Source organism: Kitasatospora sp. NPDC004289, assembly GCF_053602875.1.
Map to the genome: position 1 here is coordinate 109,618 of NZ_JBSGEL010000005.1, position 25,674 is coordinate 135,291.

General features: G+C 73.5%; 19 protein-coding genes. 7 read left to right on the top strand and 12 right to left on the bottom strand.

The features are described from left to right. The first annotated feature begins 37 nt into the window (after positions 1 to 37). Positions 38 to 3,265 carry an error-prone DNA polymerase gene (locus tag ACWEPF_RS04930; RefSeq protein ID WP_452171450.1) on the top strand — a complete coding sequence of 1,076 codons (3,228 nt, stop codon included), beginning with the start codon at positions 38 to 40 and terminating at the stop codon, positions 3,263 to 3,265. Positions 3,266 to 3,310: 45 nt separating this feature from the next. Here ACWEPF_RS04930 and ACWEPF_RS04935 read toward each other — a convergent pair whose 3' ends face one another. The 3 genes from ACWEPF_RS04935 to ACWEPF_RS04945 all read right to left on the bottom strand — a co-directional run bounded on the left by ACWEPF_RS04935 (position 3,311) and on the right by ACWEPF_RS04945 (position 6,798). Next, on the bottom strand, positions 3,311 to 3,985 hold the full coding sequence (locus tag ACWEPF_RS04935; protein WP_452171451.1) for a hypothetical protein: 675 nt from the start codon (positions 3,983 to 3,985) through the stop codon (positions 3,311 to 3,313). Between the two features lie 108 nt (positions 3,986 to 4,093). After that, a complete protein-coding gene (locus tag ACWEPF_RS04940) occupies positions 4,094 to 4,981 on the bottom strand; it encodes a hypothetical protein (RefSeq protein WP_452171452.1) in 888 nt (295 codons plus the stop codon). 38 nt (positions 4,982 to 5,019) lie between these two features. Then, positions 5,020 to 6,798 carry a hypothetical protein gene (locus ACWEPF_RS04945; RefSeq protein WP_452171453.1) on the bottom strand — a complete coding sequence of 593 codons (1,779 nt, stop codon included), beginning with the start codon at positions 6,796 to 6,798 and terminating at the stop codon, positions 5,020 to 5,022. Positions 6,799 to 6,969: 171 nt separating this feature from the next. Between ACWEPF_RS04945 and ACWEPF_RS04950 the strand changes: the two genes are divergently transcribed. From ACWEPF_RS04950 to ACWEPF_RS04960, 3 genes are all read left to right on the top strand, one after another. Then, positions 6,970 to 7,488, top strand: a complete 519-nt coding sequence (locus tag ACWEPF_RS04950) for a DinB family protein (protein WP_452171454.1) — start codon at positions 6,970 to 6,972, stop codon at positions 7,486 to 7,488. Positions 7,489 to 7,532: 44 nt separating this feature from the next. Next, positions 7,533 to 9,212, top strand: a complete 1,680-nt coding sequence (locus ACWEPF_RS04955; protein WP_452171455.1) for a DUF885 domain-containing protein — start codon at positions 7,533 to 7,535, stop codon at positions 9,210 to 9,212. 178 nt (positions 9,213 to 9,390) lie between these two features. Further along, a complete protein-coding gene (locus ACWEPF_RS04960; protein ID WP_452171456.1) occupies positions 9,391 to 9,822 on the top strand; it encodes a hypothetical protein in 432 nt (143 codons plus the stop codon). Here the strand turns inward: ACWEPF_RS04960 and ACWEPF_RS04965 are convergent. The 9 genes from ACWEPF_RS04965 to ACWEPF_RS05005 are packed head-to-tail and all read right to left on the bottom strand — an operon-like array spanning position 9,812 to position 21,281. Next, on the bottom strand, positions 9,812 to 11,392 hold the full coding sequence (locus ACWEPF_RS04965; RefSeq protein WP_452171457.1) for an amylo-alpha-1,6-glucosidase: 1,581 nt from the start codon (positions 11,390 to 11,392) through the stop codon (positions 9,812 to 9,814). The genes ACWEPF_RS04960 and ACWEPF_RS04965 overlap by 11 nt on opposite strands. Positions 11,393 to 11,394: 2 nt before the next feature. After that, complete coding sequence (locus ACWEPF_RS04970; RefSeq protein WP_345286679.1) at positions 11,395 to 12,228, bottom strand: carbohydrate ABC transporter permease; 834 nt, start codon at positions 12,226 to 12,228, stop codon at positions 11,395 to 11,397. A 7-nt stretch (positions 12,229 to 12,235) separates the two neighbouring features. After that, positions 12,236 to 13,186: a carbohydrate ABC transporter permease gene (locus tag ACWEPF_RS04975; RefSeq protein WP_452171458.1), complete on the bottom strand. Its 951-nt coding sequence runs from the start codon at positions 13,184 to 13,186 to the stop codon at positions 12,236 to 12,238. After that, positions 13,183 to 14,493 (bottom strand): ABC transporter substrate-binding protein, encoded by a 1,311-nt coding sequence (locus ACWEPF_RS04980; protein ID WP_452171459.1) that lies wholly within the window; start codon positions 14,491 to 14,493, stop codon positions 13,183 to 13,185. Before ACWEPF_RS04980 ends, ACWEPF_RS04975 begins: the two co-directional genes overlap by 4 nt. A gap of 54 nt (positions 14,494 to 14,547) precedes the next feature. Then, positions 14,548 to 15,297, bottom strand: a complete 750-nt coding sequence (locus ACWEPF_RS04985) for an SDR family NAD(P)-dependent oxidoreductase (protein ID WP_345286671.1) — start codon at positions 15,295 to 15,297, stop codon at positions 14,548 to 14,550. Then, positions 15,294 to 16,391 carry an ATP-NAD kinase family protein gene (locus ACWEPF_RS04990; protein ID WP_452171460.1) on the bottom strand — a complete coding sequence of 366 codons (1,098 nt, stop codon included), beginning with the start codon at positions 16,389 to 16,391 and terminating at the stop codon, positions 15,294 to 15,296. The genes ACWEPF_RS04985 and ACWEPF_RS04990 overlap by 4 nt, the downstream gene beginning before the upstream one ends. Next, a complete protein-coding gene (gene gcvPB, locus ACWEPF_RS04995) occupies positions 16,388 to 17,944 on the bottom strand; it encodes an aminomethyl-transferring glycine dehydrogenase subunit GcvPB (RefSeq protein WP_452171461.1) in 1,557 nt (518 codons plus the stop codon). Before gcvPB ends, ACWEPF_RS04990 begins: the two co-directional genes overlap by 4 nt. Beyond that, positions 17,941 to 19,302 (bottom strand): aminomethyl-transferring glycine dehydrogenase subunit GcvPA, encoded by a 1,362-nt coding sequence (gene gcvPA, locus ACWEPF_RS05000; RefSeq protein WP_452171462.1) that lies wholly within the window; start codon positions 19,300 to 19,302, stop codon positions 17,941 to 17,943. The genes gcvPB and gcvPA overlap by 4 nt, the downstream gene beginning before the upstream one ends. 20 nt (positions 19,303 to 19,322) lie before the next feature. Next, complete coding sequence (locus tag ACWEPF_RS05005; protein WP_452171463.1) at positions 19,323 to 21,281, bottom strand: beta-galactosidase; 1,959 nt, start codon at positions 21,279 to 21,281, stop codon at positions 19,323 to 19,325. A gap of 107 nt (positions 21,282 to 21,388) precedes the next feature. On the opposite strand from ACWEPF_RS05005, the gene ACWEPF_RS05010 reads away from it, so the two are divergent. The 3 genes from ACWEPF_RS05010 to ACWEPF_RS05020 all read left to right on the top strand — a co-directional run bounded on the left by ACWEPF_RS05010 (position 21,389) and on the right by ACWEPF_RS05020 (position 25,642). Then, a complete protein-coding gene (locus ACWEPF_RS05010; RefSeq protein WP_345286661.1) occupies positions 21,389 to 22,033 on the top strand; it encodes a GntR family transcriptional regulator in 645 nt (214 codons plus the stop codon). 146 nt (positions 22,034 to 22,179) lie between these two features. Then, positions 22,180 to 24,990, top strand: a complete 2,811-nt coding sequence (locus tag ACWEPF_RS05015; RefSeq protein ID WP_452171464.1) for an AAA family ATPase — start codon at positions 22,180 to 22,182, stop codon at positions 24,988 to 24,990. A gap of 61 nt (positions 24,991 to 25,051) precedes the next feature. Beyond that, the gene (locus ACWEPF_RS05020) at positions 25,052 to 25,642 is read left to right on the top strand and encodes a PadR family transcriptional regulator (protein WP_452171465.1); all 591 of its coding nucleotides are present in this window, start codon (positions 25,052 to 25,054) and stop codon (positions 25,640 to 25,642) included. The last annotated feature ends 32 nt before the right edge of the window (positions 25,643 to 25,674 follow it).

Here is a 25,674-nt window from a genome sequence, read left to right on the forward strand (position 1 = left end):
CCACCCGAGGACTCCCTGGCGCGACCTGGAGCGCGCCATGCGGGGCTCTCTCCCCCAGGACCGCACGGTCGTCCCCTTCCCCGGGACCGGCACCGGCACCGAACCGGTGCGACCGCCCGAGCCGGCCGCGACGACCACGACCGCCCCCGCCGACGCGGGCTGGGCCGAGCTGCACGTCCACACCACCTACAGCTTCCTCGACGGCGCCAGCGACCCGGCCGAACTGGTCGACGAGGCCGCCAGGTTGGGCATCGAGGCGCTCGCGGTCACCGACCACGACGGCCTCTACGCCGCGCCCGCCTTCGCCGTCGAGGCCCGCCGCACCGGCCTCGCCACCGTCTTCGGTGCCGAGCTGACCCTGGACGCCGCGCTCCCCCCGACCGGCGTCGCCGACCAGGACGGCGAGCACCTGCTGGTCCTGGCCCGGGGCGTGGAGGGCTACCGCCGCCTCGCCAAGGTGATCGGCGACGCCCACCTGGCCGGCGGCGCCAAACGCCGCCCCCGGTACGACCGCACGCACCTGACGGAGGCGCACGAGGGCCACTGGGCGGTGCTGACCGGCTGCCGCAAGGGCGCCGTCCGCCGCGCCCTGGAGACCGAGGGCACGGACGCCGCCGAACGCGAACTCCGCCTCCTCGCCGAGCGGTTCGGCCCCGCGAACGTCTTCGTCGAGCTGACCGACCACCACCTGCCCGGCGACGACGAACGCAACGACGCCCTCGCCGAACTCGCCGCCCGCACCGGCCTGACCCTGGTGGCCACCACCGCCGCCCACCACGCCTCCCCCTCCCAGGGCCGGCTCGCCCAGGCCCTGGCCGCCCTGCGCCAGGGCCGCTCGCTGGCCGAGGCCGAGGCCTACCTGGCGGCGGCCGGCACCGCCCACCTGCGCTCCCCCGCCGAGATGGCCCACCGCCTGGCCCCCTGGCCCGGCATCCAGCGGGCCACCGTGGAGCTCGCCCGCGAACTCGCCTTCGACTTCAAGGACCTCCAGCCGCAGATGCCCGGCTTCCCCGTCCCGGACGGCCGGACCGAGATCAGCTGGCTGCGCCGCCTCACCCTCGAAGCCGCCGCCCGCCGCTTCGCCCCCGACAACGCCGAGGCCCACCGGCAGGTCGCCCACGAGCTGGACGTGATCGAGGAGTTGGAGCTCGCCGGGTACTTCCTGATCGTCCACGACATCGTGGCCTTCGCCCACCGGGCCGACATCTGGTGCCAGGGCCGGGGCTCGGCCGCCAACTCCGCCGTCTGCTACGCCCTGGGGATCACCAGCGTGGACCCGATCCACTACGGCCTGCTCTTCGAGCGCTTCCTCTCCCCCGAGCGGGACGGTCCGCCCGACATCGACCTGGACATCGAGCACCGCCGCCGCGAGGAGGTCATCCAGTACGTCTACGACACCTACGGCCGCGACCACGCCGCCCAGGTCGCCAACGTGATCAGCTACCAGCCCCGCCTGGCCGTCCGCGACGCCGCCCGCGCCCTCGGCTACGCCACCGGCGACCTCGACCGCTTCGCCGGTGCGACCGGCTGGTACGAGATGCCCCCGGCCGACTCCGGAGTGCCGGACGACGTCCGGGAGTTGGCCGCCGGGCTGCGCGGCCTGCCCCGCCACCTCGGCATCCACTCCGGCGGCATGGTGCTCACCCACGCCCCGATCGCCGAGACCTGCCCCACCGAGTGGGCCACCATGCCCGGCCGCTCCGTGCTCCAGTGGGACAAGGACGGCTGCGCGGAGGCCGGGCTGGTGAAGATCGACCTGCTCGGCCTCGGCATGCTCTCCGCCCTGCACGACACCTGCGACCTGATCGAGCGTCACCACGGCCTGCGCTACGACCTGTCCACCATCCCGCCGGACGACGAGGCCGTCTACGAGATGCTCACCCGTGCCGACACCGTCGGCGTCTTCCAGGTCGAGTCCCGCGCCCAGGCCGGCGCGCTGCCGAGGATGCGCCCGTCGAAGTTCTACGACCTGGTCGTCCAGGTCGCCCTGATCCGCCCGGGCCCGATCCAGGGCGGCTCAGTCCACCCCTACATCCGCCGCCGCAACGGCCACGAGCCCGCCACCATCCCGCACCCCCTGATGGAGCGGGCCCTCACCAAGACCCTGGGCGTCCCGCTGTTCCAGGAGCAGATGATGCAACTGGCCATCGACTGCGCCGGGTTCACCCCCGCCGAGGCCGACCTGCTGCGCCAGGCGATGGGCTCCAAACGCTCCCACCAACGGGTCGCCGAACTCCGCGAGCGTCTGCTCACCGGGATGGCCGCGAACGACATCCCGCGCGAGGTGGCCGAGGACGTGTACACCAAGATCGACGCCTTCTCCGGCTACGGCTTCCCCGAGTCCCACGCCGCGTCCTTCGCCCTGCTCGTCTACGCCAGCGCCTGGCTCAAGCTCAAGTTCCCCGAGGCCTTCACCTGCGCCCTGCTGGCCAACCAACCGATGGGCTTCTACTCCCCGCTCAGCCTGATCGCCGACGCCCGCCGGCACGGCGTCACCGTGCTGCCCGCCGACGTCAACCACTCCCACCCCGGCCCCACCCTGGAACCCGTCCCCGGCTCCGAACGCCCCGCCATCCGGCTCGGCCTCGCCTCCGTCCGGGGCCTCGGCGAGGAGCAGGCCGCCGCCATCACCGCCGGGCAGCCCTACACCGGCCTGGAGGACTTCGCCCGCCGCACCGCCCTGCCCACCCCCGCCCTCGAAGCCCTCGCCACCGCCGGCGCCTTCGCCGGCCTCGGGGCGACCCGCCGTCAGGCCCTCTGGTCCGCCGGGCTGCTGGCCCGCACCACCGACGACATGCTCCCCGGCACCACCCCCGCCCTCACCGCCCCGTCCGGGGTCCCGGAGATGACCGCGATCGAGGAGACCATCGCCGACCTCTGGGCCACCGGCGCCTCCGCCACCACCCACCCCGTCCAGCACGCCCGCCCCCACCTGGACCGCTGCGGCGCCCTCACCGCCACCGCCTTCAAGGAGGACGCCGCCCACGGCACCCTGGTGAGCGTCGGCGGCCTGGTCACCCACCGCCAACGCCCACCCACCGCCGGCGGAGTCCTCTTCGTCTCCCTCGAGGACGAGACCGGCCTGGTCAACGTCGTCGTCCAACCCCACGTCTGGGAACAGCAACGCCGGGTCGCCCTCGGCTGCGCCGGCCTCCTCGTCCACGGCACCGCCGAACGCCGCGACGGCGCGATCAACCTCGTCGCCACCCGCCTCACCCCCCTCGTCCTCTCCGTCACCGGCCTCCGCAGCCGCGACTTCCGCTGAACGAGGGCCGGGGCCCGCTGCGGCCGGCCGGCCGACCGGCCGCGGTCAGGCGTGCTTGACCGGGGGGAAGGCCTCCGCCGGGTTGACGTAGTACTTGCGGACCAACGGGCCGAAGCCGTCCGGCGAGCCGCCGAGGACCATGGCCTTGAGGACCTGGGTGCACTTCGCGTCCGAGTACACCGACACCCTCCCGACGGTGCCGCCGACGGCCCAGGGGATCCAGGCCTTCTGGGTCTCCACCGTGGCGCTGACGTCCGGGTCGAGCGCCAGGACGAAGCGGCGGCCGCCCGGCTCCTGCCCGGTGGCCAGCAGCACGATCACGTGGAACCCGGAGCGGTCCTTGGTGAGGAACCCGCTCTTGGCCCCGCCCACGTGCCAGGTCGGACCCTTGAGGGTCACCGCGCGGTCGGCGTGCAGGATGCCGCCGATCGCCTCCCACTTCGCCGCGATGTCCGGCGCCACCGCCAGGTCGGCGGGGTTGTACAGCCCCCCGACGCCCGGGCTCAGGCGCTCGCCCAGGTCCTTGGCGCGCTCGCCGCAGAGGCTGTCCAGCATCCCGTTGAAGAACGTGGAGTCGACCGGCATCTGCAGCCACACCTTGGCACGGTCGAGGGCCGTGGCCGCCACCGTGTCGTCGATCGCCTGCGAGAGCCGGCCCCGCAGCGTCGCGATCGCCGGTTCGGTCACGTCCCCGGCCTGCACGTACGCCTGATCCACCATGAGAACTCCCCCTCCGTCAACTCCCCTGCCACCACTATGGCTTGTCCGGCCTGCCACCGACCTCCGAACGGCGAAAGCCGCAGCCCGCGCACCCCGGCCGACGCCACCTCACCGGAAGGGCCCAGCAGCGAGCAGGTCCCCGTACGGCTTGCACAGGAACTGGGTCGGGGGCGCCACCTGCCCGAAGGACCGGACGAACTCCTGCGACGACACCGCGAGCACCCGCTCCGCCTCCGCCTCGCCAGCGAGCCCCGGCGCCACCGCGGCACAGAACCGGACCCCGAGATGCGGATCCGCCAGCCACGGTCGGGTGTCGCCCCCGAGCTGACCGACCGCTACGAGGATGACCCCCCGCGCGTACGGATCGTCGGCGGACCGAGCCATCACCGCCAACTCCTCCACGAGCCGGACGCGTTGCCCGGAGACCGAGGGGTGGAGCGCCAACGATCCGACGGCCGCGGCGGCAAGGACCCGCCGCTTCCAGCGCTCCGAGGACAGGTACGGCAGCACCCGTCGTAGCAGTACAGGGGCCAGATCGTGACACGCGAGTGCCGCCTGTTCCAGCACCAGATCACCCACGCCCGTGCCGCTCTCGTCCCGCCACATCCGATGCCGGTCGGCCTCGTCGGCCGCCAGGTAACCAGCCGTCCAGGCCGCCAACTCCGCCTCGCGCCCGGCGATCCGGGCACGCGTCTCCCCCTCCCGCCCACCCAGGTCGGCAGCGACACCGACCCCGTAGAGGTGCACCAGCATCGCGTCCCGCAGGGACGGATCGTCAGGCCCGAGGCGGGGGTCGTCCAGCAGGTCGGCGACCAGCAGAGCGGTCGGCGCGGTCGCGGGCCACGCCCCGCCCTCCCTGCGGAGCGTGGCCCACAACTCCGTGTATCCCTCGACGAACGCACACGGATCGTCGCCGGAGAGAGCCGCTAGCCGCTTCGGCGTGTCCCGGGCAGAGCCCCTGGCGTGAAACAGCACGGACCAGTCCACCTCTGTCATGCCGGCGATCGTGCCACGGCCCACCGTCAGCGGAAGCGTCAGAGGAAGCGGACCTGGGGCGGTTCGCCGGTGGAGATGGAGAGCCGGCCCTGCTGGAGTTGGACGTCGCAGCCGCGGATCAGGACGCCGTACTCCTTGGTGAGCGAGAGGCCGCCCTTGCCCGAGCTGGCGCCGATGCCGCGTTCGAAGGTGACCCACTGCTTGAACTCGTTGATGCCGTGGAAGAGGATCCGGTCGGGGAGGGTGGTGAACAGCCGCTCGCCCTCGTGGCTGAGCTTCATGCCGCCGCCGACGGTGAGCAGGCCCTTCACCGCGGCGCCGTCGGTCTTCAGCTCGTTGAGGTCGGCCACGCCCGCCGAGACCGTGCCCCAGTCCTGCCCGCCGTCCCGCCGGACGTTGATCCCGGAGCGGGGGAACTCGATCCAGCCGTCCGCCTTGTCGCGGCCCTGCACCCATTTGGTGTTGACCCCGTTGAGGTCGGCCTTGTCGGCGGCGACCACGCCCCACTCCTGGCCGCCGTCCTTGCGGACGTTGATCCCGGCGCCCGGGAAGTCGACCCAGCCGTGCCCGGCCGTACGGTCGCCGACCCACTTGGTGTCGACCCCGTTCACCTCGACCCGGTCCCCGCTGAGGACGCCCGACTCCTGGCCACCGTCGCGGTGGACGTTGATCCCGGCGCCCGGGAAGTCGACCCAGCCGTGCCCGGCCGTGCGGTCACCGACCCACCGGGTGTCGACGCCGTACACCGAGATCTGCTCGGCGGTGACCACGCCCCGGTCCTCGCCCGGGCCGTGCAGGACCTCGATCCCGGAGTCCGGGAAGCGGATCCACCCCGATTCGGTCGTGAGCCCCTTGACCGTCCCGGTGCGCACGTCCCGCGCCTCGACCGTCCCGGCCGACACCGTCCCCCTGCCGCCTGAGCGGTCGTCGACCCGGATGCCGTCCGCCGTGAAGACGGTCCGGCCCCGGTCCTTGCCGCCCTCGATCCACGGGGTGCGCGTGCCGCTCTCGAACTCGGGGACCAGCGCGTGGACCGTGGTGGTGAGGAAGTACCCGTGCTGCGGCTGGCCGTTGAGGCTGGTCCCGGCGATCAGCGTGTACGTGCTGCCGCGCTTGGGCACCGGGACGGGCGCGGCTCCCGGGGTGGGCCAGAGGTAGGGCTGGTCGACGACCGGCTGGCCGGCCGCCGCCCCGAGGGCGACCGGCACCGTCTTCCCGTCCGGGAAGCGGATCCAGTAGTCGAGGTTGCTCGGCCCGTCCCACTCCAGCTCGACCTGGGCGCCCTCCGGCAGGAGGGCCAGCCGGGGACGGAAGTTGCGCGGGGTGCGCGGCGCCTGCTTGACCAGCGCCAGCGTGGTGACGAAGACGTCCGTCGGCATGGCCGCCGACCCGTCCCCGCCGCCGGTCCGCTCGCTGAGCGTCAGCCGGACCAGCCCGCCGCCCGCCGTGACGGGGACGTTCTCCAGCTTCAGGACGAGCGACTGCTGCCCGGGGAAGAGCTGCTTGCTGCCGGGCCTGGTGGGGTGCTGGGCGCGGAAGGCCCGGGCGTCCTCGTCCCAGGCGAAGGCCGGGTCCTCCGTGTCCCAGGGCGTGCTCCAGCTCGGGGTGGCGCTCGGCCGGATCGCCGCGCGGTCGTCCGTCAGGTCCTCGGGGCCGGAGCCCACCGGGATCGCCAGGTCGACGTACCGCCACTCCACGTCCTCCTGGTGGGTGTTGGAGACGACCACGTACACCGTCCCCACGGACGGCCTTCCGTCGGAGGACGCCTGGAGGGACGTCGGGTCGGTGAGGATCTCGTAGTGCAGGAGAGACGGCACGGCGGGGACTCCCTACCTCGGATGTGCACACGGTGCGGATGCCAACGGCCCTACTGACAGTAGGAGTTCGCGGCCCACACCGACCTGGCGAACCCGAAGGCCTGGCCCGAACCGCACCTCCTCTGGCCGACCGCCACCCCTTCCGGCCGGCCGGGGTGGCAGACTCGGCCCATGAGCGATCACCTGCCCGAGCCGGACACCCAACTCTCCGACCCCACCGAGCTGTTGCTCGGCTACCTGGACTACTACCGGTCCGCCGTCGACGCCAAGTTCGCCGGCCTGCCGGAGGCGGAGCTGCGCGCCTCCCTGCTCCCCTCCGGCTGGAGCGCGCTGGAACTGCTCAAGCACCTGGCGCACATGGAGCAGCGCTGGATCCGCTGGGCCTTCCAGGGCGAGCGGCTCGCCGCCCCCTGGGGCGACCGCGGCCCGGACGACCGGTGGCAGGTCGGCCCGGAGGAGACCGTCCAGGGGCTGCTCGCCGCCCTGCACGCAGGCGGGGAGCACACCCGCAAGGTGGTCACGGGCACCCCGCTGGCCACCCACGCCACCCCGGGCGGCCGCTTCCCGGACGACGGGACGCCGCTGCCCACCCTGGGCTGGATCCTCTTCCACGTCCTCCAGGAGTACGCCCGCCACGCCGGCCACCTGGACGTCGTCCGCGAGCTGACCGACGGCCGCACCGGGGAGTAGCGGAACGGCCGGACGGCCACGGAGAGTTGGGCGAGGATGGCGGCATGGCAGACGAAACGATCACCACCGCCCGCGCCATCGCCGACCGCCACCTCGACCGGGTGGCCACCCAGGATCCGCTGGTGGCCGCCTGGTTGGGGCTCCACCCCGGGGACGACCGGCAGCCGGACCTCTCCCCGGAGGGCTTCGAGGAACGGGCCGACAGCGCCCGGCGCACCCTGGCCGCCCTGGCCGCGGCCCCCGCCCCCTCCACTCCTGCGGACCGCAACTGCGCGGGCCTCCTCCGGGACCGCCTCTCCGCCGAACTGGCGCTGCACGAAGCCGGCGAGAACTACCGTCAGCTCCGCAACATCGGCGCCCACGTCCACCAGGTGCGCGACGTCTTCACCTTCATGCCCACCGCCACCGAGGAGGACTGGGCCGTGGTGGCCGGCCGGCTGCGCACGCTGCCCGGCGCGCTCGACGGCTACCGCGCCACCCTCGGCGAGGGGATCTCCCGGGGCCTGCTCGCCGCACCCCGGCAGGCCGCCTCGGTGGTCGAGCAGCTCACCGCCTGGACCGGGGAGGCCACCGGCTCCGACGGCTGGTTCGCCGACTTCGTCGCACCGGCGCCGGAGCGGCTGGGCGAGGAGCTGACGGAGGCGGCCCGCGCGGCCACCGCAGCCGTCGCCGGGTTCCGCGACTGGCTGCGCGACACCTACGCGCCGGCCACCCTGGGCACGCCGGACGCCGTCGGCCGGGAGCGCTACCGCCTGGCGGTCCGTCACCACGCGGGCGCGGACCTCGACCTGGACGAGGCGTACGCCTGGGCCTGGGCGGAGTTCCACCGGACGGCCGCCGAGATGCGGGCCGAGGCCGCGCGGGTGCTGCCGGGCGCCGGGGTCCTGGAGGCGGTGGACCACCTGCACCGGCACGGCCACGCGGTCGAGGGCGAGGAGGCGATCCGGGAGTGGCTGCAGCAGGTGATGGAGGAGGCGGTCACGGCGCTGGACGGGACCCACTTCGACATCACCGGACCGCTGCGCCGGGTGGAGTCCCACCTGGCCCCGGCCGGCAGCGCCGCCGCCCCGTTCTACTCCGCACCCAGCCTGGACTTCAGCCGCCCGGGCCGGACCTACCTGCCCACCCTGGGCCGGACGGTCTTCCCGACCTGGCACCTCGTCACCACCTGGTACCACGAGGGCGTCCCGGGCCACCACCTCCAACTCGCCCGGTGGACCGAGCTGGCCGGCGAGCTGAGCCGCTACCAGACCACCTACGGGCGGGTGAGCGCCAACATCGAGGGCTGGGCGCTGTACGCGGAGCGGCTGATGGACGAGCTCGGCTTCTTCGAGGACCCGGCGCACCGGCTCGGATTCCTGGACGAGCAGATGCTGCGCACCATCCGGGTGATCATCGACATCGGCATGCACCTGGGCCTCACGATCCCCGCCGACTCGGGCTTCCACCCCGGCGAGCGGTGGACGCCGGAGCTGGCGACCGCGTTCATGGCCGCGCACAGCGGCACCCCGGCCGGGAAGCGGGACAGCGAGATCGTCCGCTACCTCGGCTGGCCCGGCCAGGCCATCGGCTACAAGCTCGGCGAGCGGGTCTGGCTCCGGGGCCGGGAGGAGGCCCGCCGCCGGCAGGGCGCGGCCTTCGACCTCAAGGCCTGGCACACCGCGGTGCTCTCCCAGGGCTCGCTCGGCCTGGACGACCTCGCGCAGCAGCTCGGCACCCTCTAGACCCGAACCGGCCAGCACCGGCCCGACCCGGCCAGAACCGCCCAGCACCGGACCGCCCCGCCGTCCGACCCGGCCCCCGTCGGACGGCGGGCCGGACCAGGACCAGGGGGTGACGTGGTCCACCAGGCCGGGTGCGAAAGTATGACGAAATGCACCGAAGAGACCGTCAGGAGACATCATGACCGAACCGGACCTGCCCCCGGTCACCGCGAGCCTGCCCGAGGCCGTGCGCGTGGCTCTGGCCGGAACCCCGGCCGGTGCCGCGACGGTCCGGCTGCCCGCCGGTCTGCCGGAGGTCGCCGTGGCCCAGCCGGAGCTGGACCGTCTCCTCACCGTCCTCGTCGAGCAGGCGCTGCGCCGCAACCCGCCGTGGGCGAAGGCCTCCGTCACCGCCTACCGGACCGGAGCGGGCGAGACCGAGGTCCGGATCGCCGACGGCGGCCCGGCCGTCCCGGACGAGGCGATGTACTGGGCCTTCGCCCAGGGCCACCTCCGGGACGCCGGCTGGGCGGCCCTGCGCGAGACCCCCGGCCTGCGCTTCGCCGTCGAGAACACCGGCGCCGGCCGCACGGTGGTGCTCACCCTCCCCCTCGTGGCGGTCACGGTCTGACCGACCCGCCCGCCGCGAGGTCCACGAACAGTGCCGCCGACCAGCCGAAGCCGCTGGTGGCGCGGGGGGCGCGGGCGCCGGTCAGCGGGTTCCAGTACTCGTAGAGGCCGCCCGCGTCCCGGACCATGGCCAGGGTGCGGTGGCGCAGCTCCGCCGCCGTCCCGGCGAAGCCGGAGCGCTCCAGCCCCTCCGCCAGCAGGTAGTTGACGTTCAGCCAGACCGGTCCGCGCCACATCGCGTCGGGGTCGAAGGCCGGGTCGTCGAAGGCCACGGTGGGCACGGGGTACCGGCCCCAGTAGGAGGGCGAGCGCAGGGTCCGTTCCAGCTGCGCCGCCACCGCCCCCGGGAGCCGCCCGGTGAAGAGCGGCATCAGGTCGAGCGCGGTGCGCACCCGTACCGGCGCCCCGTCGGACAGGGTGCGGAAGCCGCTGCCGTCCCAGCGCCTGGCGAGCATCGACTCCAGGTGCGCGGAGGCCCGTTCGCGCCAGCGGGCGGCCTCCCCGGCCAGGCCGATCGCCTCGGCGATGTCGGCCAGCCGGTCGGCCTGGTGGATCAGGTAGGAGTTGAGGTCCGGGGGCTCGGCGCGCGGGCCGTAGTCCCAGACGGGGCTGTCGTCGAGGCCGGAGGAGTACGGGTGGAGGTACTCGGGCAGGCCGTCACCGTCCGGGTCCGAGGCGGTGAACCACCACTCGTGGGCGCGGACCAGCTTGGGGTAGACCTCGGCGAGGAACTCCCGGTCCGGGTCGGCCCGGTGGACCTTCCAGACCGCCCAGGCGGTGAGCGGGGGCTTGGTCACCGGCACCGGGCCGGCCGGCATCCCCGTTCCGTTGGCCCGGCCGACGTGCTCGCCCAACCGGGCCAGGTCGGACCGGGGCAGGTCCGTGGTCTCCGCCAGGACGCCGAAGTCGTGCACCACGTCGGGCAGTTGACCATCCGGCAACTGATGGTCGAGGAGCAGCAGGATCTGGTCCCGGGCCAGCGCCGGCGAGGCGTGCCGGAGGGCGACGGCGTGGAAGAGCGCGTCCCAGTTCCACACGCCCAGGTAGCCGTACTTGGAGGGGACCAGCCCCTCCCGGCCGCCGATCGGGAGCAGGTTGACGGCCAGCGTCCACCAGGCCATCCGGGTCCGCTCCGCCAACTCCTCCGGCACCTCGGGCATCAGCGCGAACCAGTCCGCCCAGCGCCGCCCGGCCGCCACCCGGACCCGGTCGGCCGCCCACTCCCCCTCCGGGCCCACCAGGACGTGGCACCCGGTCAGTTCGACCGAGCGCGCCGTCCCCCCGGGCAGCCGCCAGGAGGCCGACCCGCCCTGCCCGGCGAGCACCAGGGTGGACGGATCGGCGAACAGCAGCTCCGCCCCGCCCTCGAACCGCACCGCCACCGGGTCCGCCGAGACCACGGGCAGCGCCCGCCCCCCGGCGTCCCGGACCACCAGCCGGGACAGCTCCACGGCCAGCGGCGCCTCGTACTCGGCCCGGGCCACCCTCAGCCCGTCCTCCCCCGCGAGCACCAGCAGCCGCGAGCCCCGTTCGGTGAACGGCCGCTCCACCAGGTCCAGTTCCACGTACACGCTCAGCGCCCCCCGAGGCCGGACTCGGCCATGCTGTTGAGGATCTTGCGCTGACCGATCAGGAAGGCGATCAGCATCGGCAGCACCGTCATCGCCGACAGCGCGGCGGTCAGCCCGTAGTCCAGGCCGCCCTTGGCGGAGTTGAAGGAGTCCAACAGCAGCGGGACGGTGAAGAGTTCGGGGCTGTTGAGGAAGATCAGCGGGAAGAAGTAGCTGTTCCAGCTGCCCAGGAAGACGATGATGCCCAGCGTCCAGAGCCCCGGCCGGATGTTGGGCAGGATGATCCGCCAGAAGATGGTCCACCGGCCCGCCCCGTCGATCCGGGCGGCGTCCTCCAGCTCGACCGGGACGGCCCGGATGAACTGCCGCAGCAGGAACACCGCGAACGGGTTGGCGATCGCCGGCAGGATCAACGCCAGGTGGGAGTCGATGAGCTGGAGCTTGGCCAGCATGATGTAGAGCGGCACCACGATGACCTGGGAGGGCACCATCTGGGTGGCCAGGAAGAGCCCGAAGACCGGGCCCGAGCCGCGGAACGGGATCCGGGCGAAGGCGTAGGCCGCCATGGCGCCGGTGAGCAGGGTGGCCACCACGGTCACGGCCGCGATGTACATGCTGTTCCAGTAGGCCTGGCCGAGCGGGACGGCCCGCAGCACGTCGGCGTAGTTCTCCGGCCGCCACGGGTCGGGCAGCCAGGCCAGCGGCTCGTTGATCATCTGCTGCACCCCCTTGAAGGAGGTGAGCAGCATCCAGACGAACGGGAAGATCATCAGCAGGCCGCCGAGGGTGAGGCCCACGTGCAGCAGCACCTGCTTGCGGAAGCGGAGGGTCGTCATCGCGGCCTCACGACTCGTAGTGGACGAAGCGCTTCTGCGCCTTGAACTGGAGGGCCGTCACCAGCAGCGTCAGCACCAGCAGGAGCAGCGCCGCCGCGCTGGAGAGCCCGAAGTGGAACTCCCGGAAGCCCTGTTGGTAGACCTTGTAGACGATGGTCTGGGCGCCCTCGTTGTGGTCCGGGTTCACCAGCACGTAGACCAGGTCGAAGGCCTGGAAGGAGCTGATCACCGAGACCACGACCGTGAAGAAGACGGTCGGCGAGAGCAGCGGCAGGGTGACGGAGCGCAGGGTCTGCCAGGGGCCTGCGCCGTCGATCCGGGCCGCCTCCAGCAGGTTGGCGGGGATGGTGGCGAGCCCGGCCAGGAAGATCACCACGTTCAGCCCCAGCGAGGACCAGACCGTCACCACCGCGATGGCGGGGACCACCCAGACCGGGTCCTCCAACCAGTTCGGCAGGGTGACCCCGAGCAGCTGGTGCGCGGTGCCGTTCAGGATGCCGTCGGTGCCGCTGCCCAGGATGATCTGCCACAGCACCGAGACGGCGACCGAACTGGTCACCACCGGAAGGAAGTAGACCACCCGGTAGACCGTCCGGCCGCGCACCCCGTGCAGGGCGAGCGCCAGCAGCAGCGCCAGCACCAACCCGCCCGGCACGGTGATCAGGCCGATCTTGACGGTGTTCCAGACCGCCTTGCCGAAGTACGGATCGGTGAGCAGAGCACCGTAGTTGTCGAAGCCGACCCAGCTCGCGTCGCCCAGCCCGTTCCAGTCCAGGAAGGAGAGCACCACGGCGAAGCCCAGCGGACCGACCAGGAAGACCAGCAGGCCCAGGAGTTGGGGCCCCAGGAAGAGCAGGGCCCACCGGCGGTCCCGCCGCCGCCAGAGCGGCTCGCGGCCGCTGCCGGCGTCGGCGCGGCGGGACCGGTCCCGTGCGGGTGCCTCGGCGACGGCACTCACCCTTGCTTGCCCTTCATGCCGTCGACCAGGGTCTGCAGCTCGGTGAGCCCCTGGTCCAGGCCCACCTTGCCCTCCCAGACCTTCATCAGCTGGTCGTTGATGGCCTTGGTCAGACCCGGAACGGCCACCTCCTCGGGGTAGTTGGCGAAGCCGTTGTCCCGGGCGTCCAGGAAGGTCTTCACGTGGGCGGGGTAGTTCCCCTCCGTCACCAGCTCGTCCGCGCCCTTGACCGAGGGGACGGCGGTGCCGCCCTTGAGCCGCAGCGCCTGTCCCTCCTTGGAGACGAACTCGGTGAGGAAGGTGAACGCCTCCTTCGGGTGCGCGCTGTCCTTGTTCACGGCCAGGTAGGAGGCCGCCACCGCGCTCGGGATCGGCTTCCCGTCCACCGAGGGGAACGGCACGATGTCGTAGTTGGCCAGGTCGCCGCCCTTCTTGACGCTCTCGGCCACCCAGCGCCCGCCCGCGTAGAAGCCGGCCTTGTGCTTGACGAACTGGGTGCCCGGGCCGTTGCCCTCCGGCAGCAGGTCGGCCGAGGCGAAGGTCTTGTCCTTGTACCCGTCGGCCAGCACCTTGAAGGCCTGACGGGCCTTCGGGTCGCTCGGCGCGACGAACTTCCCGCCGTCCCAGACCTTGCCGCCGAACCCGTTCACCAGGCTGTAGGTGGAGCCGTACCAGTTCCAGAAGATCGAGCCGTACTTGTCCGCCGCCTTGAGCTTGGCGTTCATGTCGAGGTAGGTGGCCATGGTCCACTTCCCGGCCTGGCTGAGCGCCGCCGGGTCCTCGGTGATGCCGGCCTCGGCCAGCGCCTTCTTGTCGTACCAGAGCACCTCGGGGTTGGTGTCGTTGGGCACGCCGTAGGTGACGCCGCCCTTCTTCGCCCCGCCGTAGATGCCCTCGAAGAAGTCAGACGGCTTGCTCCTGCTGTCCGGCCCGGCCAACTGCTGGTCCAGCGGGGCGAGTACGCCGTCCGCGACCAGCTTGCCGATGAAGTCGTCGCCGACGTAGAAGACGTCGGGGGCGGTCTTGGAGGTGAGCTGGGTGAGCAGCTTGGGGTTGTAGTCCTCGTAGGAGGCGACCGGCTCGAACTTGAGGGTGATGTTCGGGTGCTTCTTGGTGAAGTCGTCGGTGAAGGCCTTGAAGACGTCCAGGTCCTCGGCCGAACCCCAGGTGGACCAGCGGATGGTGACCTTGCCGTCCTTGGAGTCGGAGGATCCCAGGGCGCCCGAGCCGCCGGAGCCGCTGCACGCGGACACGGTGAGCGCGGTGGTGACGGCGATGGCGAGCAGTGCGGTTCTTCTGCTGAACACGGACATCGGTGCTCCCGATCGTGGGGGGGGTGTTGAGGGTGGGTGGAGCGAGGTTCAGGCGAGGCCGCCGCCGTCCACCAGGAGGGCGGAGCCGGTCATGTAGCTGCTGGCGTCACTGGCCAGGAAGAGCACCGCGTTGGCGATCTCCTCGGGCGTCCCGGCCCGGCCCATCGGGCGGTCGTGCGCGTCCTTCTCGAACACCGCCCACTCCTCCTGGAGCTGGCGGGCCTCCTCGCGCAGCATCGGGGTCTCGGTGTCGCCGGGGTTGACCGAGTTGACCCGGATGCCCGCCGCCGCGTGGTCGATCGCCAGAGCGCGCGTCATGTTGACCACGGCGGCCTTGGAGGCGCAGTAGACCAGCGCCTGGGCGCCGCCCTTCATGCCCCAGCCCGAGCCGGTGTTGACGATGGAGCCGCCCTCGGTCATGGCCGGGATGGCGAAGCGGCACATCAGGTAGACCGAGCGGACGTTGACCGCCATCACCAGGTCCCAGTCGTCCACGCCGATCTCCAGCGCGGTCTGGCGGCGGGTGATCCCGGCGTTGTTGAAGAGCACGTGCAGCCCGCCGTAGGTCTCCACCGCGATGGTGACGACCCGTCGGCAGTCGGTCTCCGAGGAGACGTCGGCCCGCACCGCGGTGGCCCGGCCGCCGGCCGCCTCGATCTCGCGGACCACCGCGGTGGCGTCCGCCAGGTCGGCGATCACCACGGCGGCGCCCTCGGCGGCGAACAGCTTGGCGGTGGCCCGCCCGATCCCGGAGGCCCCACCGGTGACGATCGCGACCTTGTTCTGCAGGGTGTTCATAGGTCCTCACTTGCTGACTGGATGCGGTACACCACGGATTCGCGGTGTCCGGTGACCACCCGGGCCGGGCCGCTGAGCGCGGCGTCGGCCAGCGGGTCCCCGCTGTCGACGAGCAGCGGGCGGCCGCCGAGCGCGGCGAGCTTCTGCTGGGTGGCGAGCACGGTGATCCCGGCCAGCCGCTCCAGCACCCGCGGGCTGAACTGCTGGTTGCCCCGCCCGATCACGAAGCCCTGCCCCCCGATGACGGAGAGCACCGCGTACGTGACCTGTGACATGGCATGGGTGAGCAAGGTCTGCTCGGTGACGTCCGGGGCGAGCAACTCCCCGTCCCGGACCAGGTCCACGCCCAGGGGCGTGAGCTCCAGGCCCAGTTGACGCCCCACCTCCAGGGTGGTGGCGCCCGGCCCGAGGGCGTACGAGACCCCCGGCGCCATCGTCTCCACCGCCGCCCGGGCCACCGACTCCACCGAACCGGGCGGCGCGGCGGAGGAGCCGGTCTTGCGCCCGCTGAGCCTGGCCCGGGCGGCGGGCACCCGGAGCGTCCCGTACAGCCGGGCCCCGACCCGGCCGGCCCGGTGGGCCTCCTCGTCCAGGTCGACCACCTCGGCCTCCAGCGTGCGCCCGTCGTACCCGGCCGCCGTTACCCCGGCGGCGAACGGGCTGACGGCGAAGCAGCCGGAGTACACCTTCACCCCGGCCGGGACGCCGAGCACCGCCCCGACGGGCCCGGCGTCCAGCACGTCCCGGGCGGTGCCGTCCCCGCCCGCGAAGAGCAGCAGGTCCGCCCCGGCCAGGGCGGCCACCGCCGCTCGGGTGTCCGCCGCGCCGGTCAACTCGCCTACCTCGAACGCCACTTCGTACGGAACCCCGGCAGCCCGGGCACTCTCCTCCCCCATCGCGCCGGCCGCCGTGCGGACCAGCACGCCCGGCCGCCTCGCGTGCAGCGCCCGCAGCGCGGCCGCCGCCCGCTCCCCGGCCCGGGGCACCGCCCCCAGCGCCAGCGCCCTGGCCTGCACCCCGGCGCCGTCGCTGCCCTTGAGCGCGACCGCGCCGCCGAGCCCGGCCACCGGGTTGACCACCAGGCCGACGATCACCGCCGGTGCTTCCGCCGGTAGGCGCGCCAGGTCGGGGCCCACTGCTCCGGGTCGTCCAGGCAGCTGCCGTCGATCCGGTGCACGGTCTGCCGGTAGGGCGCCCCCTTGACGAACTCCGGGTCGGTGCGCGCCTCTTCGGCCACGTGGGCGAGCACGGCGGCGTACTCGTCCAGGTCCTCCCGGGAGTACGACTCGGTGGGCTCCAGGGTGAACGGCTCGGGCACCACGTAGGGGTGGTGGCTGGTCCAGTAGTGCAGCCCGAAGTCGGCGGCCCGGATGCCGATCTCCTCGGAGTGCACGCCGGTCTCCTCCGCCAGCGCCTGCCAGGAGTAGCGGACCTGCTCGACCCGGCGCCGCTCGGGCCACGGGACGGAGGCGCCGGGGATCTGCTTCACCTTGTGCAGAAGGTAGTTGTTGTTGAGCACCGCGGTCTCGGCCACCTCGCGCAGGCCCTCGGCGCCCAGCGCCATCACCCAGGCGTAGGCCCGCACCACGTTGGGCGTCACGCCGAGGAAGGGCCGGATCTTGCCGACGCTGCTCTCCGGGGTGGTGAGCCGGTACTCCTCGCCGACCCGGTCGACGACCGGTCCCGGGAGGAAGGGCACCAGCGCCTCGGACACCCCGCAGGCACCGGCCGCCGGGCCGCCGCAGGCGTGCGGGGTGGAGAAGGTCTTGTGCAGGTTGAAGTGGCAGAGGTCGAAGCCGGCCTCCCGGGCCCGGGTGATGCCCAGGATGCCGTTGGCGTTGGCCTGGTCGTAACAGGCCAACCCCCCTGCCGCGTGCACGAGTTCGACGAACTCGCGGATCTTCGGGTTGAAGATCCCGGTGTCCTCGGGGTTGGTGATCAGCAGCGCGGCGGTGCGCGGGCCGACGGCTGCGCGCAGCGACTCGATGTCCGGGTAGCCGTCGGCGTCCGGCATCAGGGTGATCACCTCGTACCCGGCCACCTTGGCGCAGGCCGCGTTCGAGGGGTGCGAGAACATGGTGGTGATCACCTGGTCCCGCTGCCCCGCCTCGCCCCGGGAGGCGTGGTAGGCGCGGATCATCGCGATGTTGGCGTAGATCGCCGCCGATCCGGCCCCGGGCTGCAGCGAGACCCGGGCCATGCCCGAGACCTCCTTGAGGATCTGCTCCAGCCGCCAGTACACCTCCAGCACGCCCTGCACCGTGGACTCCGGCTGGAGCGGGTGCAGTTCGGCCACCTTCGGGTCCCGTACGAAGGTGTCGTTCACCTTCGGGCTGTACTTCATGGTGCAGGTGCCCTGGCCCACGTCGATGTTGAAGTCGGCGCCCAGGGTCTCCTGGGAGAGCCGGAACCAGTGCCGGACCACCTGGTTCTGCGAGAGCTCCGGCAGCGCGGGCGGGGTCTCGCGCCGTACGCCGTCCGGGAGTTCGACCAGCGGCGCACCGGGTGCGGGCACACCGATGCCGCGCCGGCCGGGCCGGGACAGCTCGAAGACGATCTCCTCGTCCCAGCGCGCCTGGTGGAAGCGGCGCAGTGCGGGCTTGGGCGCCACCGGGAGGGAGGCGAAGGACTCTCCGTGCGAGCTCACCGGGTACCTCCGGAGGTGGCCAGGGCGTCCTTGACGGCCGCCGCGAGGATGTCGATGTCGGCGATGGCGTGCCGCTCGGTGACGCAGACCAGCAGCTCGCGCGGCCCGAGCCGGACACCGCCGAGGACGCCCCGCTCCAGCAGCGCGGCCAGCAGCGCGTCGGCGTCCGGCACCTCGATCGCGAACTCCCGGAAGTGGATGGCCTCCTGGTGCCGCACCACGGCCCCGGCACCGGCCAGCGCGGTCATCGCGTACCGGGTGCGGGCCAGCACCGTCTCGCCCAGCTCGCGCATCCCCTGCGGGCCCATCAGCGCCAGGTAGACCCCGGCGGTGATGCCCCAGAGCGCGGCGGCGGTGCCGACCCACTCCTTGCCCTCCTCGCGCAGCGCGAAGGAGGTGCGGTCGTAGAAGACGTCGCCGAAGCCGTACTCGCCCTCCACCGCCGTCGGCGCGATGCCGAACAGGCGGGACGGGTACTCGGCCACCAGCCGCTGCTCGTCCCCGCTGGCGATGAAGCCGGCCTGGCCGCCGCCGTACTGCTGGTGCATGCCCAGCGACTGGATGTCCCCGCAGACCAGGTCGGCCCCGTAGCTCGCGGGCGGGGCCAGCACACCGAGCGAGACCGGGTCGGTGCCGACCACCAGCAGCGCACCCACCGCGTGGGCCTGCTCGGCGAGTTGACGGCCCTTGGTCTCCACCACGCCGTAGACGTTCGGGGTCTCCAGGTAGAGCGCCGCGAAGCTCTCGTCGAGGGTGAGCTCCCCGAGCTCGCCGGAGTCGGCGACCGGGGCGAGCACCACGTCAAGGTCGGGCGCCAGGTAGTCGCGGATCTTGGCCAGCTTGTCGGCGGCCACCGCACCGCTGACCAGCACCCGGCGCCGCCCGGTGTAGCGCGCGGCCATCCGCAGCGCCGTCCCGGCGGCCTGGTAGCCGTCGTAGGTGGGGACGTTGACCACGTCCATCTCCAGCAGCTCGGCCATCAGCGAGACGTACTCGAAGAGGGCCTGGAAGCGGCCGTGGTCCTCGTAGGGCTCGCCCGCGTAGGCGGTGAGGAACTCGCCGCGGCCGTTCACCTCGTCGCAGACCGCGGGGACGTGGTGCGGGTAGCAGCCGTGGCCGAGGAAGCTCAGCAGCTCGGTGGTGTCGGCGTTGCGGGCCAGCAGGCCGCGGACGTGCCGCGCCAGGCCCTGCTCGTCGGCGAAGGGCTCGGGCAGATCCAGCGGGCGGGCGAGCCGCAGCTCGGCGGGGATGTCGCCGTAGAACTCGGCCACGTCGGCGGCGCCGATCTCGGCGAGCATCGCCGCCCGGGCCTCGGGCCCGGCGTTGGGTATGTAGGGGTGACTCATGGGATGGCTCATGGGGTGGCTCATCTCGCTCCTCAAGAGTGCTTGAGCACCACGGCGTCGTGCGCCGCGATGACGACGGTTCCGCTCAGCTGACGCCCGGTCAGCAGGTCGACGCCGTCGGTGGGCAGGCTCACGGTGGCCGGCTCGGCCCCGTGGTTGAGCAGGAACAGGTGGCCGTCGCGGCGGCAGAGTTCGACGCCCTCGGGCAACTCGGTGCCGGTGACCCCGGCGGCGGCCAGCACCGCGTCGAGGAAGGGCGCCGGGTCCTCCGGCAGGCAGCTCAGGTAGGTGGCGGTGCCGTTCCGGGTGACGGCCGGGCGGCCGTCCAGCGGGCCGCCCCGGTAGTGGGCGAGCACCTCGGCGCCCTCGGTCTCCAGCCACTCGGTCCAGGTCGAGGCGGTGAGCCCTCGGCCGTCGGCGGTCTCGACGCGCTGGACCTCACCGTCCGGCAGCGGCCAGAACTCCTCCACCCGCACCGCGAGCAGCTCCCGCAGCGGCCCGGGCGCCCCGCCCGGGTGCACCTGGTCGTCCGCGTCCACCACGCCGCTGAACGGGCCGATCACCAACTGGCCCCGGAACGACGCCAGGTTGGCGGCCTGCTCCTCCGTGCAGAGGTAGAGGTTGGGCGCGATGACCACCCGGTAGCCGTTCAGGTCCCGCCCCGGCGGGGTGAGGTCCACCGCGATGCCCCGGGCGTGCAGCGGCGCGTACCAGGCCAGCAGCAGCTGATGCAGCTTCAGCCGGTTCGACGGCAGCGACTCCGGGGCCTCCAGGCCCCACCAGCTGTCCCAGTCCAGCACCAGCGCGACCTCGGCCCGGGTCTCCGTGCCGGCCACCCCGGCGAGGCGCCGCACGTCCGCGCCGAGCGCCACCGTCTCCCGCCACTGCCGGGTACCGGTGCCGCCGTGCGGCAGCATCGCCGAGTGGAACTTCTCCGGGCCGTACCTGGCCTGGCGCCACTGGAAGAACATCACCCCGTCCGAACCGTGCGCCAGCGCCTGCAGGCTGTGCAGCCGCATCACGCCCGGCGCCTTCGGCACGTTGACCTCGCGCCAACTCACCGCGCCGGGCGCCGACTCCAGCAGCAGCCAGGGCTGCCGCTTGAGCGAGCGCATCAGGTCGTAGCTGAGCGCGACCTTGACGTGCGCCCTCGGGTCGGCCGGGTCCGGGTAGGCGTCGTCGGTGACCACGTCCTCGGCCGCCGCCCACTTCCAGTAGTCCAGGTCGCGCAGCACGCTCATGAAGTTGGTGGTCACCGGGACGTCCGGGGTGACCTCCTTGAGCACCGCGCGCTCGGCCTCGAAGCAGGCCAGCAGCGCGTCGCTGGAGAACCGCCGCCAGTCCAGCAGCTGGGCCGGGTTGACCGGGCCCGGCGCCTTGCGAGGCGGCTCCAGCTGACCCCAGTCGGTGTAGTGCTGTCCCCAACAGGACGTACCCCAGGCTGCGTTGAGCCCGTCCAGGGTGGTGTACCGGGCGCGCAGCCAGCTCCGGAAGTCACGGGCGGACTCCTCGCAGAAGCACTCGGCGGTGTGGTCGGCGTACTCGTTCCCGACGTGCCACATCACCAGCGCGGGGTGGTCCGCGTACCGCTCCGCCACCGCCCGGGCCAGCCGGACGGCGGCCGCCCGGAAGACCGGCGAGGAGGGGCAGTACCCCTGCCGGGACCCGAACTCCAAGCGGGTGCCGGCCGCGTCCTGCGGCCGCACCTCGGGATGGAGCCGGACCAGCCAGGGCGGCGGGGTGGCGGTCGCGGTGGCCAGGTCGGCCGCGACGCCGTGCTCGTGCAGCAGGTCGAGCACCCGGTCCAGCCAGCCGAACTCGTAGACGCCAGGCGCCGGTTCGAGGCGCGACCAGGAGAAGACGGCGACGGTGGCCACGTTCACCCCCGCCTCGGCCATCAGCCGGACGTCCTCCTCCCAGACCTCCTCGGGCCACTGCTCGGGGTTGTAGTCGCCCCCGTAGAGCAGCCCCGGGACACGCGTCAGGCCCATGGATCCGACTCCCCCTCCGGCCATCCGAATTTTGTATTCAGAATACTTAGTTCAGTACTCTGCATTCGGTCAAGGGCTATGCTGAGATCCGACCGACAGGAGGCACGATGGCGATCGAACGCCGTCCGCTGCGCGAGCAGATCCGCGACGAACTGATGGAGCGGCTGACCCGTGGTGAGTTCGCCGCCGGCACCGACGTCAACGAGGCCGTCCTGGCAGCCGAGTTGGGGGTGAGCCGGACCCCGCTGCGGGAGGCCCTGATCACCCTCGCCGGTGAGGGCGTACTGGAGAGCAACCAGGGCCGCGGCTTCCGCTTCGCCCCGGTCAGCCGCCGCGAGTTCCGCGAACTGGTCGCCATCGTCGCCGCGTTGGAGTCCCTGGCACTGGAGTCCTCCGCCCCCGACTACCTCGCCGCGACCGCCCCGCGCCTGCTGGAGCTCGCCCAGGGCTTCCCCGACGCGATGGCCGAGCACGCCGTGGTCGACCGCCTCGACGACGAGTGGCACGGCCTGCTCCTCGGCGGCTGCCCCAACGGCCGCCTGCTCGACCTGCTCTCCCGCGTCAAGGCCGGCATGCGCCGCTACGAGAACCTCGTCATCCCCGAGGACCAGCCCGTCGCCCGCCAGTCCGAGGAGCACTGCGAGATCGCCCGCCGCCTCCTCGACGGCGACCTCCCCGCCGCCACCACCGCCCTGCGCGCCAACTGGGTCAACGGCATGGAGCGCATGCTCGCCCACATCCCCGAGGACTGACCGCCGCCCCGCCCCACCGCCCCCGCGCCGCGGCCACCCAGAAAACTCCGGCGGGCCACGGAACTTTCCTCCGAGCCGCCTGGGGGAGACGGTGCCGCACTAGGGTGGGCGCCCGTGCCGGTGCGGTCCGGACCAGGGAGGATGCCGTGCGCCCAGGCAAGTCCGTCGAGACCCCCACGCCACTCGTCGGACGGGAGGAGCTGTTCGCCGAGCTGACCGCCGCGCTGGCCGATCCACCCGGGATCGTGGTGCTGACCGGACCGGCCGGGGCCGGGCGGAGCGCGGTGGTGGGCGAGCTGGCCCGGCGGCCGCTGCCCGGCGGGCGGCCGGTGCTGACCGGCCGGTGCGGCGGGGGCGGTCGGGGCTTCCCGCTCGGGGCGGTGGTGGACGCGCTCGCCCCCGCCGCCGAGCTGCTGCTCGGAGCCGCCCTGCCGCCGGTGACCGGGGCACTGCACGGCCTGCTGCCGGAGCTCTCCGGACAGCTTCCCCCTCCCCCGCCCTCCGCCGAACTCCACCTGGTGTTCCGGGGGTTGACCGCCCTGCTGGCCGAGCTCCGACCCGTCCTGGTGATCGAGGACCTGCACGCCGCCGACCCCCTGACGGTCCGTCTGCTCCGCCACCTGGCGGCCCGCCCGCCCGCCACCACCCGTCTGGTGCTGACCAGCCGCCGCTCCCCCGCCGCCGAACTGATCCTGGCCGGCATCCTCGCCGACGCCCGCTGCCCGGTCACCGAACTGCCCGTCGAGCCGCTCACCCCCGCCCAACTCGCCCTGCTGCCGGGCCACTCCGGCGCCCCGCTCGCCGAGGTGCTGCGCCGGACCGCCGGACTTCCCGGCCTGGCCACCGCCCTGCTGGCCGGTCCACCAGCCGCACTGCCCGACTCGCTCCCCCCGGCCGCCCGCCGCGAGCTGCTCGGCCGCTTCTCCGAACTGACACCTACCGCGCAGCAGTTGGTACGGGCGGCGGCCGTCCTCGACTCCCCCGTCACCGCCCCCACGCTGGCCGCCGTCGCCGGGCTCACCCCCGCCGAGTCCGCTGCCGCCCTGCCGCTCGCCACCGAGGCCGGACTGCTGGCCGACCACCCCGACGGCACCGTCGCCCCCGCCCACCCACTGGCCCGGACCGCCGCCGCCGAACTCACCGCCCCGGAGCACCGCCGCCGGCTCCACCTGCGCGCCGCCCGCCGGCTCCGCACCGGCCCCGACCGCGCCCCGCTGGCCGAACTCGCCCGCCACCACCGGCTGGCCGCCTCCCCGCAGTGGCCCCAGTACGCCGAAGCCGCGGCCGACGAGGCCGCCAGGGCCGGGCGCGGAGCGGAGGCCGTCGAACTGCTCGACGCGGCGGCCCGCGCCGCCACCGGCGGGCGGCGGGCCCGGCTGGCCCTCAAGCTCAGCCGGGCCGCCCTCACCGGGCGCCCGGGCCCGGGGACGGTCCCGTTCCTGCACGAGGTGCTGGCCGAGCAGCCCGCGCCCACCGCCCTCCGGGGCGAACTGCGGCTCAACACCGGCATGCTGCTGCGCAACCAGGCCGGGGCCGGGGTCGCCGGGCGGGAGGAGATCGCCGAGGCGATCCCCGACCTGACCGGGCGGCCCGAGCTGGCCGCCCGGGCGATGTCGGCGCTGGCGATCCCCTCGGTGAGCGGCTGGCCGTTCCGCCGCCACCTCCAATGGCTCGACCGCTCCCAGGAGTTGGCCACCGCCATCGGCGACGCCGACACCCGGATCGCGGTCCAGGCCAACCGGGTCAGCACCCTGATGTTCATCGCCGATCCGGCGGCCTGGACCGCCGTCCAGGAGCTGCCCGCCGAAGCGGCCTCCCCCGCCGCCCGCCTCCACCTCACCCGGGCCAACGCCAACCTGGCGCACGCCTGCGTGGTTCTCGGCCATCCGCACGCCGCCGCCCGCTTCCTGGCCCGGGTCGACGAGCTGCTCGCCGAGGGCGCCGACAGCCCCTACTACCGCGGTCTCGCCCACACCGCCCGGCTCCTCCTCGACTGGACCGGCGGCCGCTGGGAAGACCTCGACGCCCGGGCCGCCGCCGCGGCCGCGGACTACGCCGACCTCCCCGACCTGGCCGCCGAGGCCACCCTGCTGCGCGGCCTGCACGCCTTGGCCGCCGGCCGCACCGGCACCGCCCGGCAGTACCTGACCCAGGCCCAGCACACCGTCCGTCAGGACACCGGCATGGTCACCGCCGCCTCCGCCGGAGCCCTGGCCCGCCTCGAACTGGCCGCCGGCCGACCCTCCCGTGCCTGGGCGCACACCCGCCCCGCCCTCGACGCGCTGCGCCGGATCGAGGCCTGGGTCTGGGCCTCGGAGCTCGTCCCCGCCGCCGTCCAGTCCCTCGCCGCCCTCGGCGACCTCCCGGCCGCCCGTGCCCTGACCGCCGAGTTCACCGCCGGACTCGCCGACCGCGACGCCCCCGGCGCCCGGGCCGCCCTCGCCACCTGCCGCGCACTGCTCCCCGCCTCCCCCGAGCCGGGCACCGACCACGGCACCGAGCCCGAGCCCGGCGCCGAGCCCGGCACCGACCCCTGGACCGAGGCCGAGCACGCCTGGGCCGCCGCCGACCGCCCCTACGAGCAGGCCCGCGCCCGCCTCGCCCGCGGCCGCCGCTCGCTGACCACCGGTCAGGACGCCGCCCCCGACCTGCTCGCCGCCCTCGACCGCTTCACCGCCCTCGGCGCCACCTGGGACACCACCCTCATCCGCACCCTGCTCCGCGACCACGGCATCACCCCGCCGACCCGCGGCGGCCGCCGACCCTACGGCGACACCCTCTCCCCCCGTGAGCGCGAGATCGCCGAACTCGCCGCCACCGGCCTGCGCAACGCCGAGATCGCCGAACGCCTCGTCCTCTCCCACCGCACCGTCGAACACCACGTCGCCAACGCCATGCGCAAGCTCTCGGTCCCCTCCCGCGCCGCGCTGGCCCCGGCGCTCACCGCCGAGGGGTGACGCGGGCCCTTCCGCACCCTATAGTCGTAGACGAGTACTCGTAGACGACTATGGAGCTGTGGTGAAGCGGCGCAAGGTTTCCAACCTCCTGGGGCTGGCGGTGCTCTCGACGCTGCTCGAACGGCCGATGCACCCCTACGAGGTGGCCACGGTGCTGCGCTCGCGGGAGAAGGAGGCCGACATGGACATCAAGATCGGCTCCCTCTACACCGTGGTGAACAACCTCGCCCGGCACGGCTTCATCGAGGCCGCGGCGTCCGGCCGGGAGGGCGCCCTGCCCGAGCGGACGGTCTACCGGATCACCGGCGCCGGACGCGATGAACTGGTCGACTGGGTACGGGAGTTGATCTCCACCCCGGAGCCGGAGCCCCGGCGCTTCAAGGCCGGCCTGTCGGTCTTCGCGGTGCTGGGCCCCGACCAGGCGGTGGACCTGCTCCGGGAGCGCCTGACGGCGCTGGAGCGGGGCACCGAGGCGCTGCGCGCGGCCCTGGCCGAGCACTCCGCCTTCGTGCCGCGGCTGTTCCTGGTCGAGGACGAGTACGAGATCGCCATGCGCGAGGCCGAGCAGGCGTGGGTCCGCGCACTGCTCCAGGAGTTGACGTCCGGTTCGTTCCCCGGCCTGGCCGAGTGGAGGGCCTGGGAGACCGGATGAGCAAGTGGGCCCGGCGCGGTGTTGCAGCACCG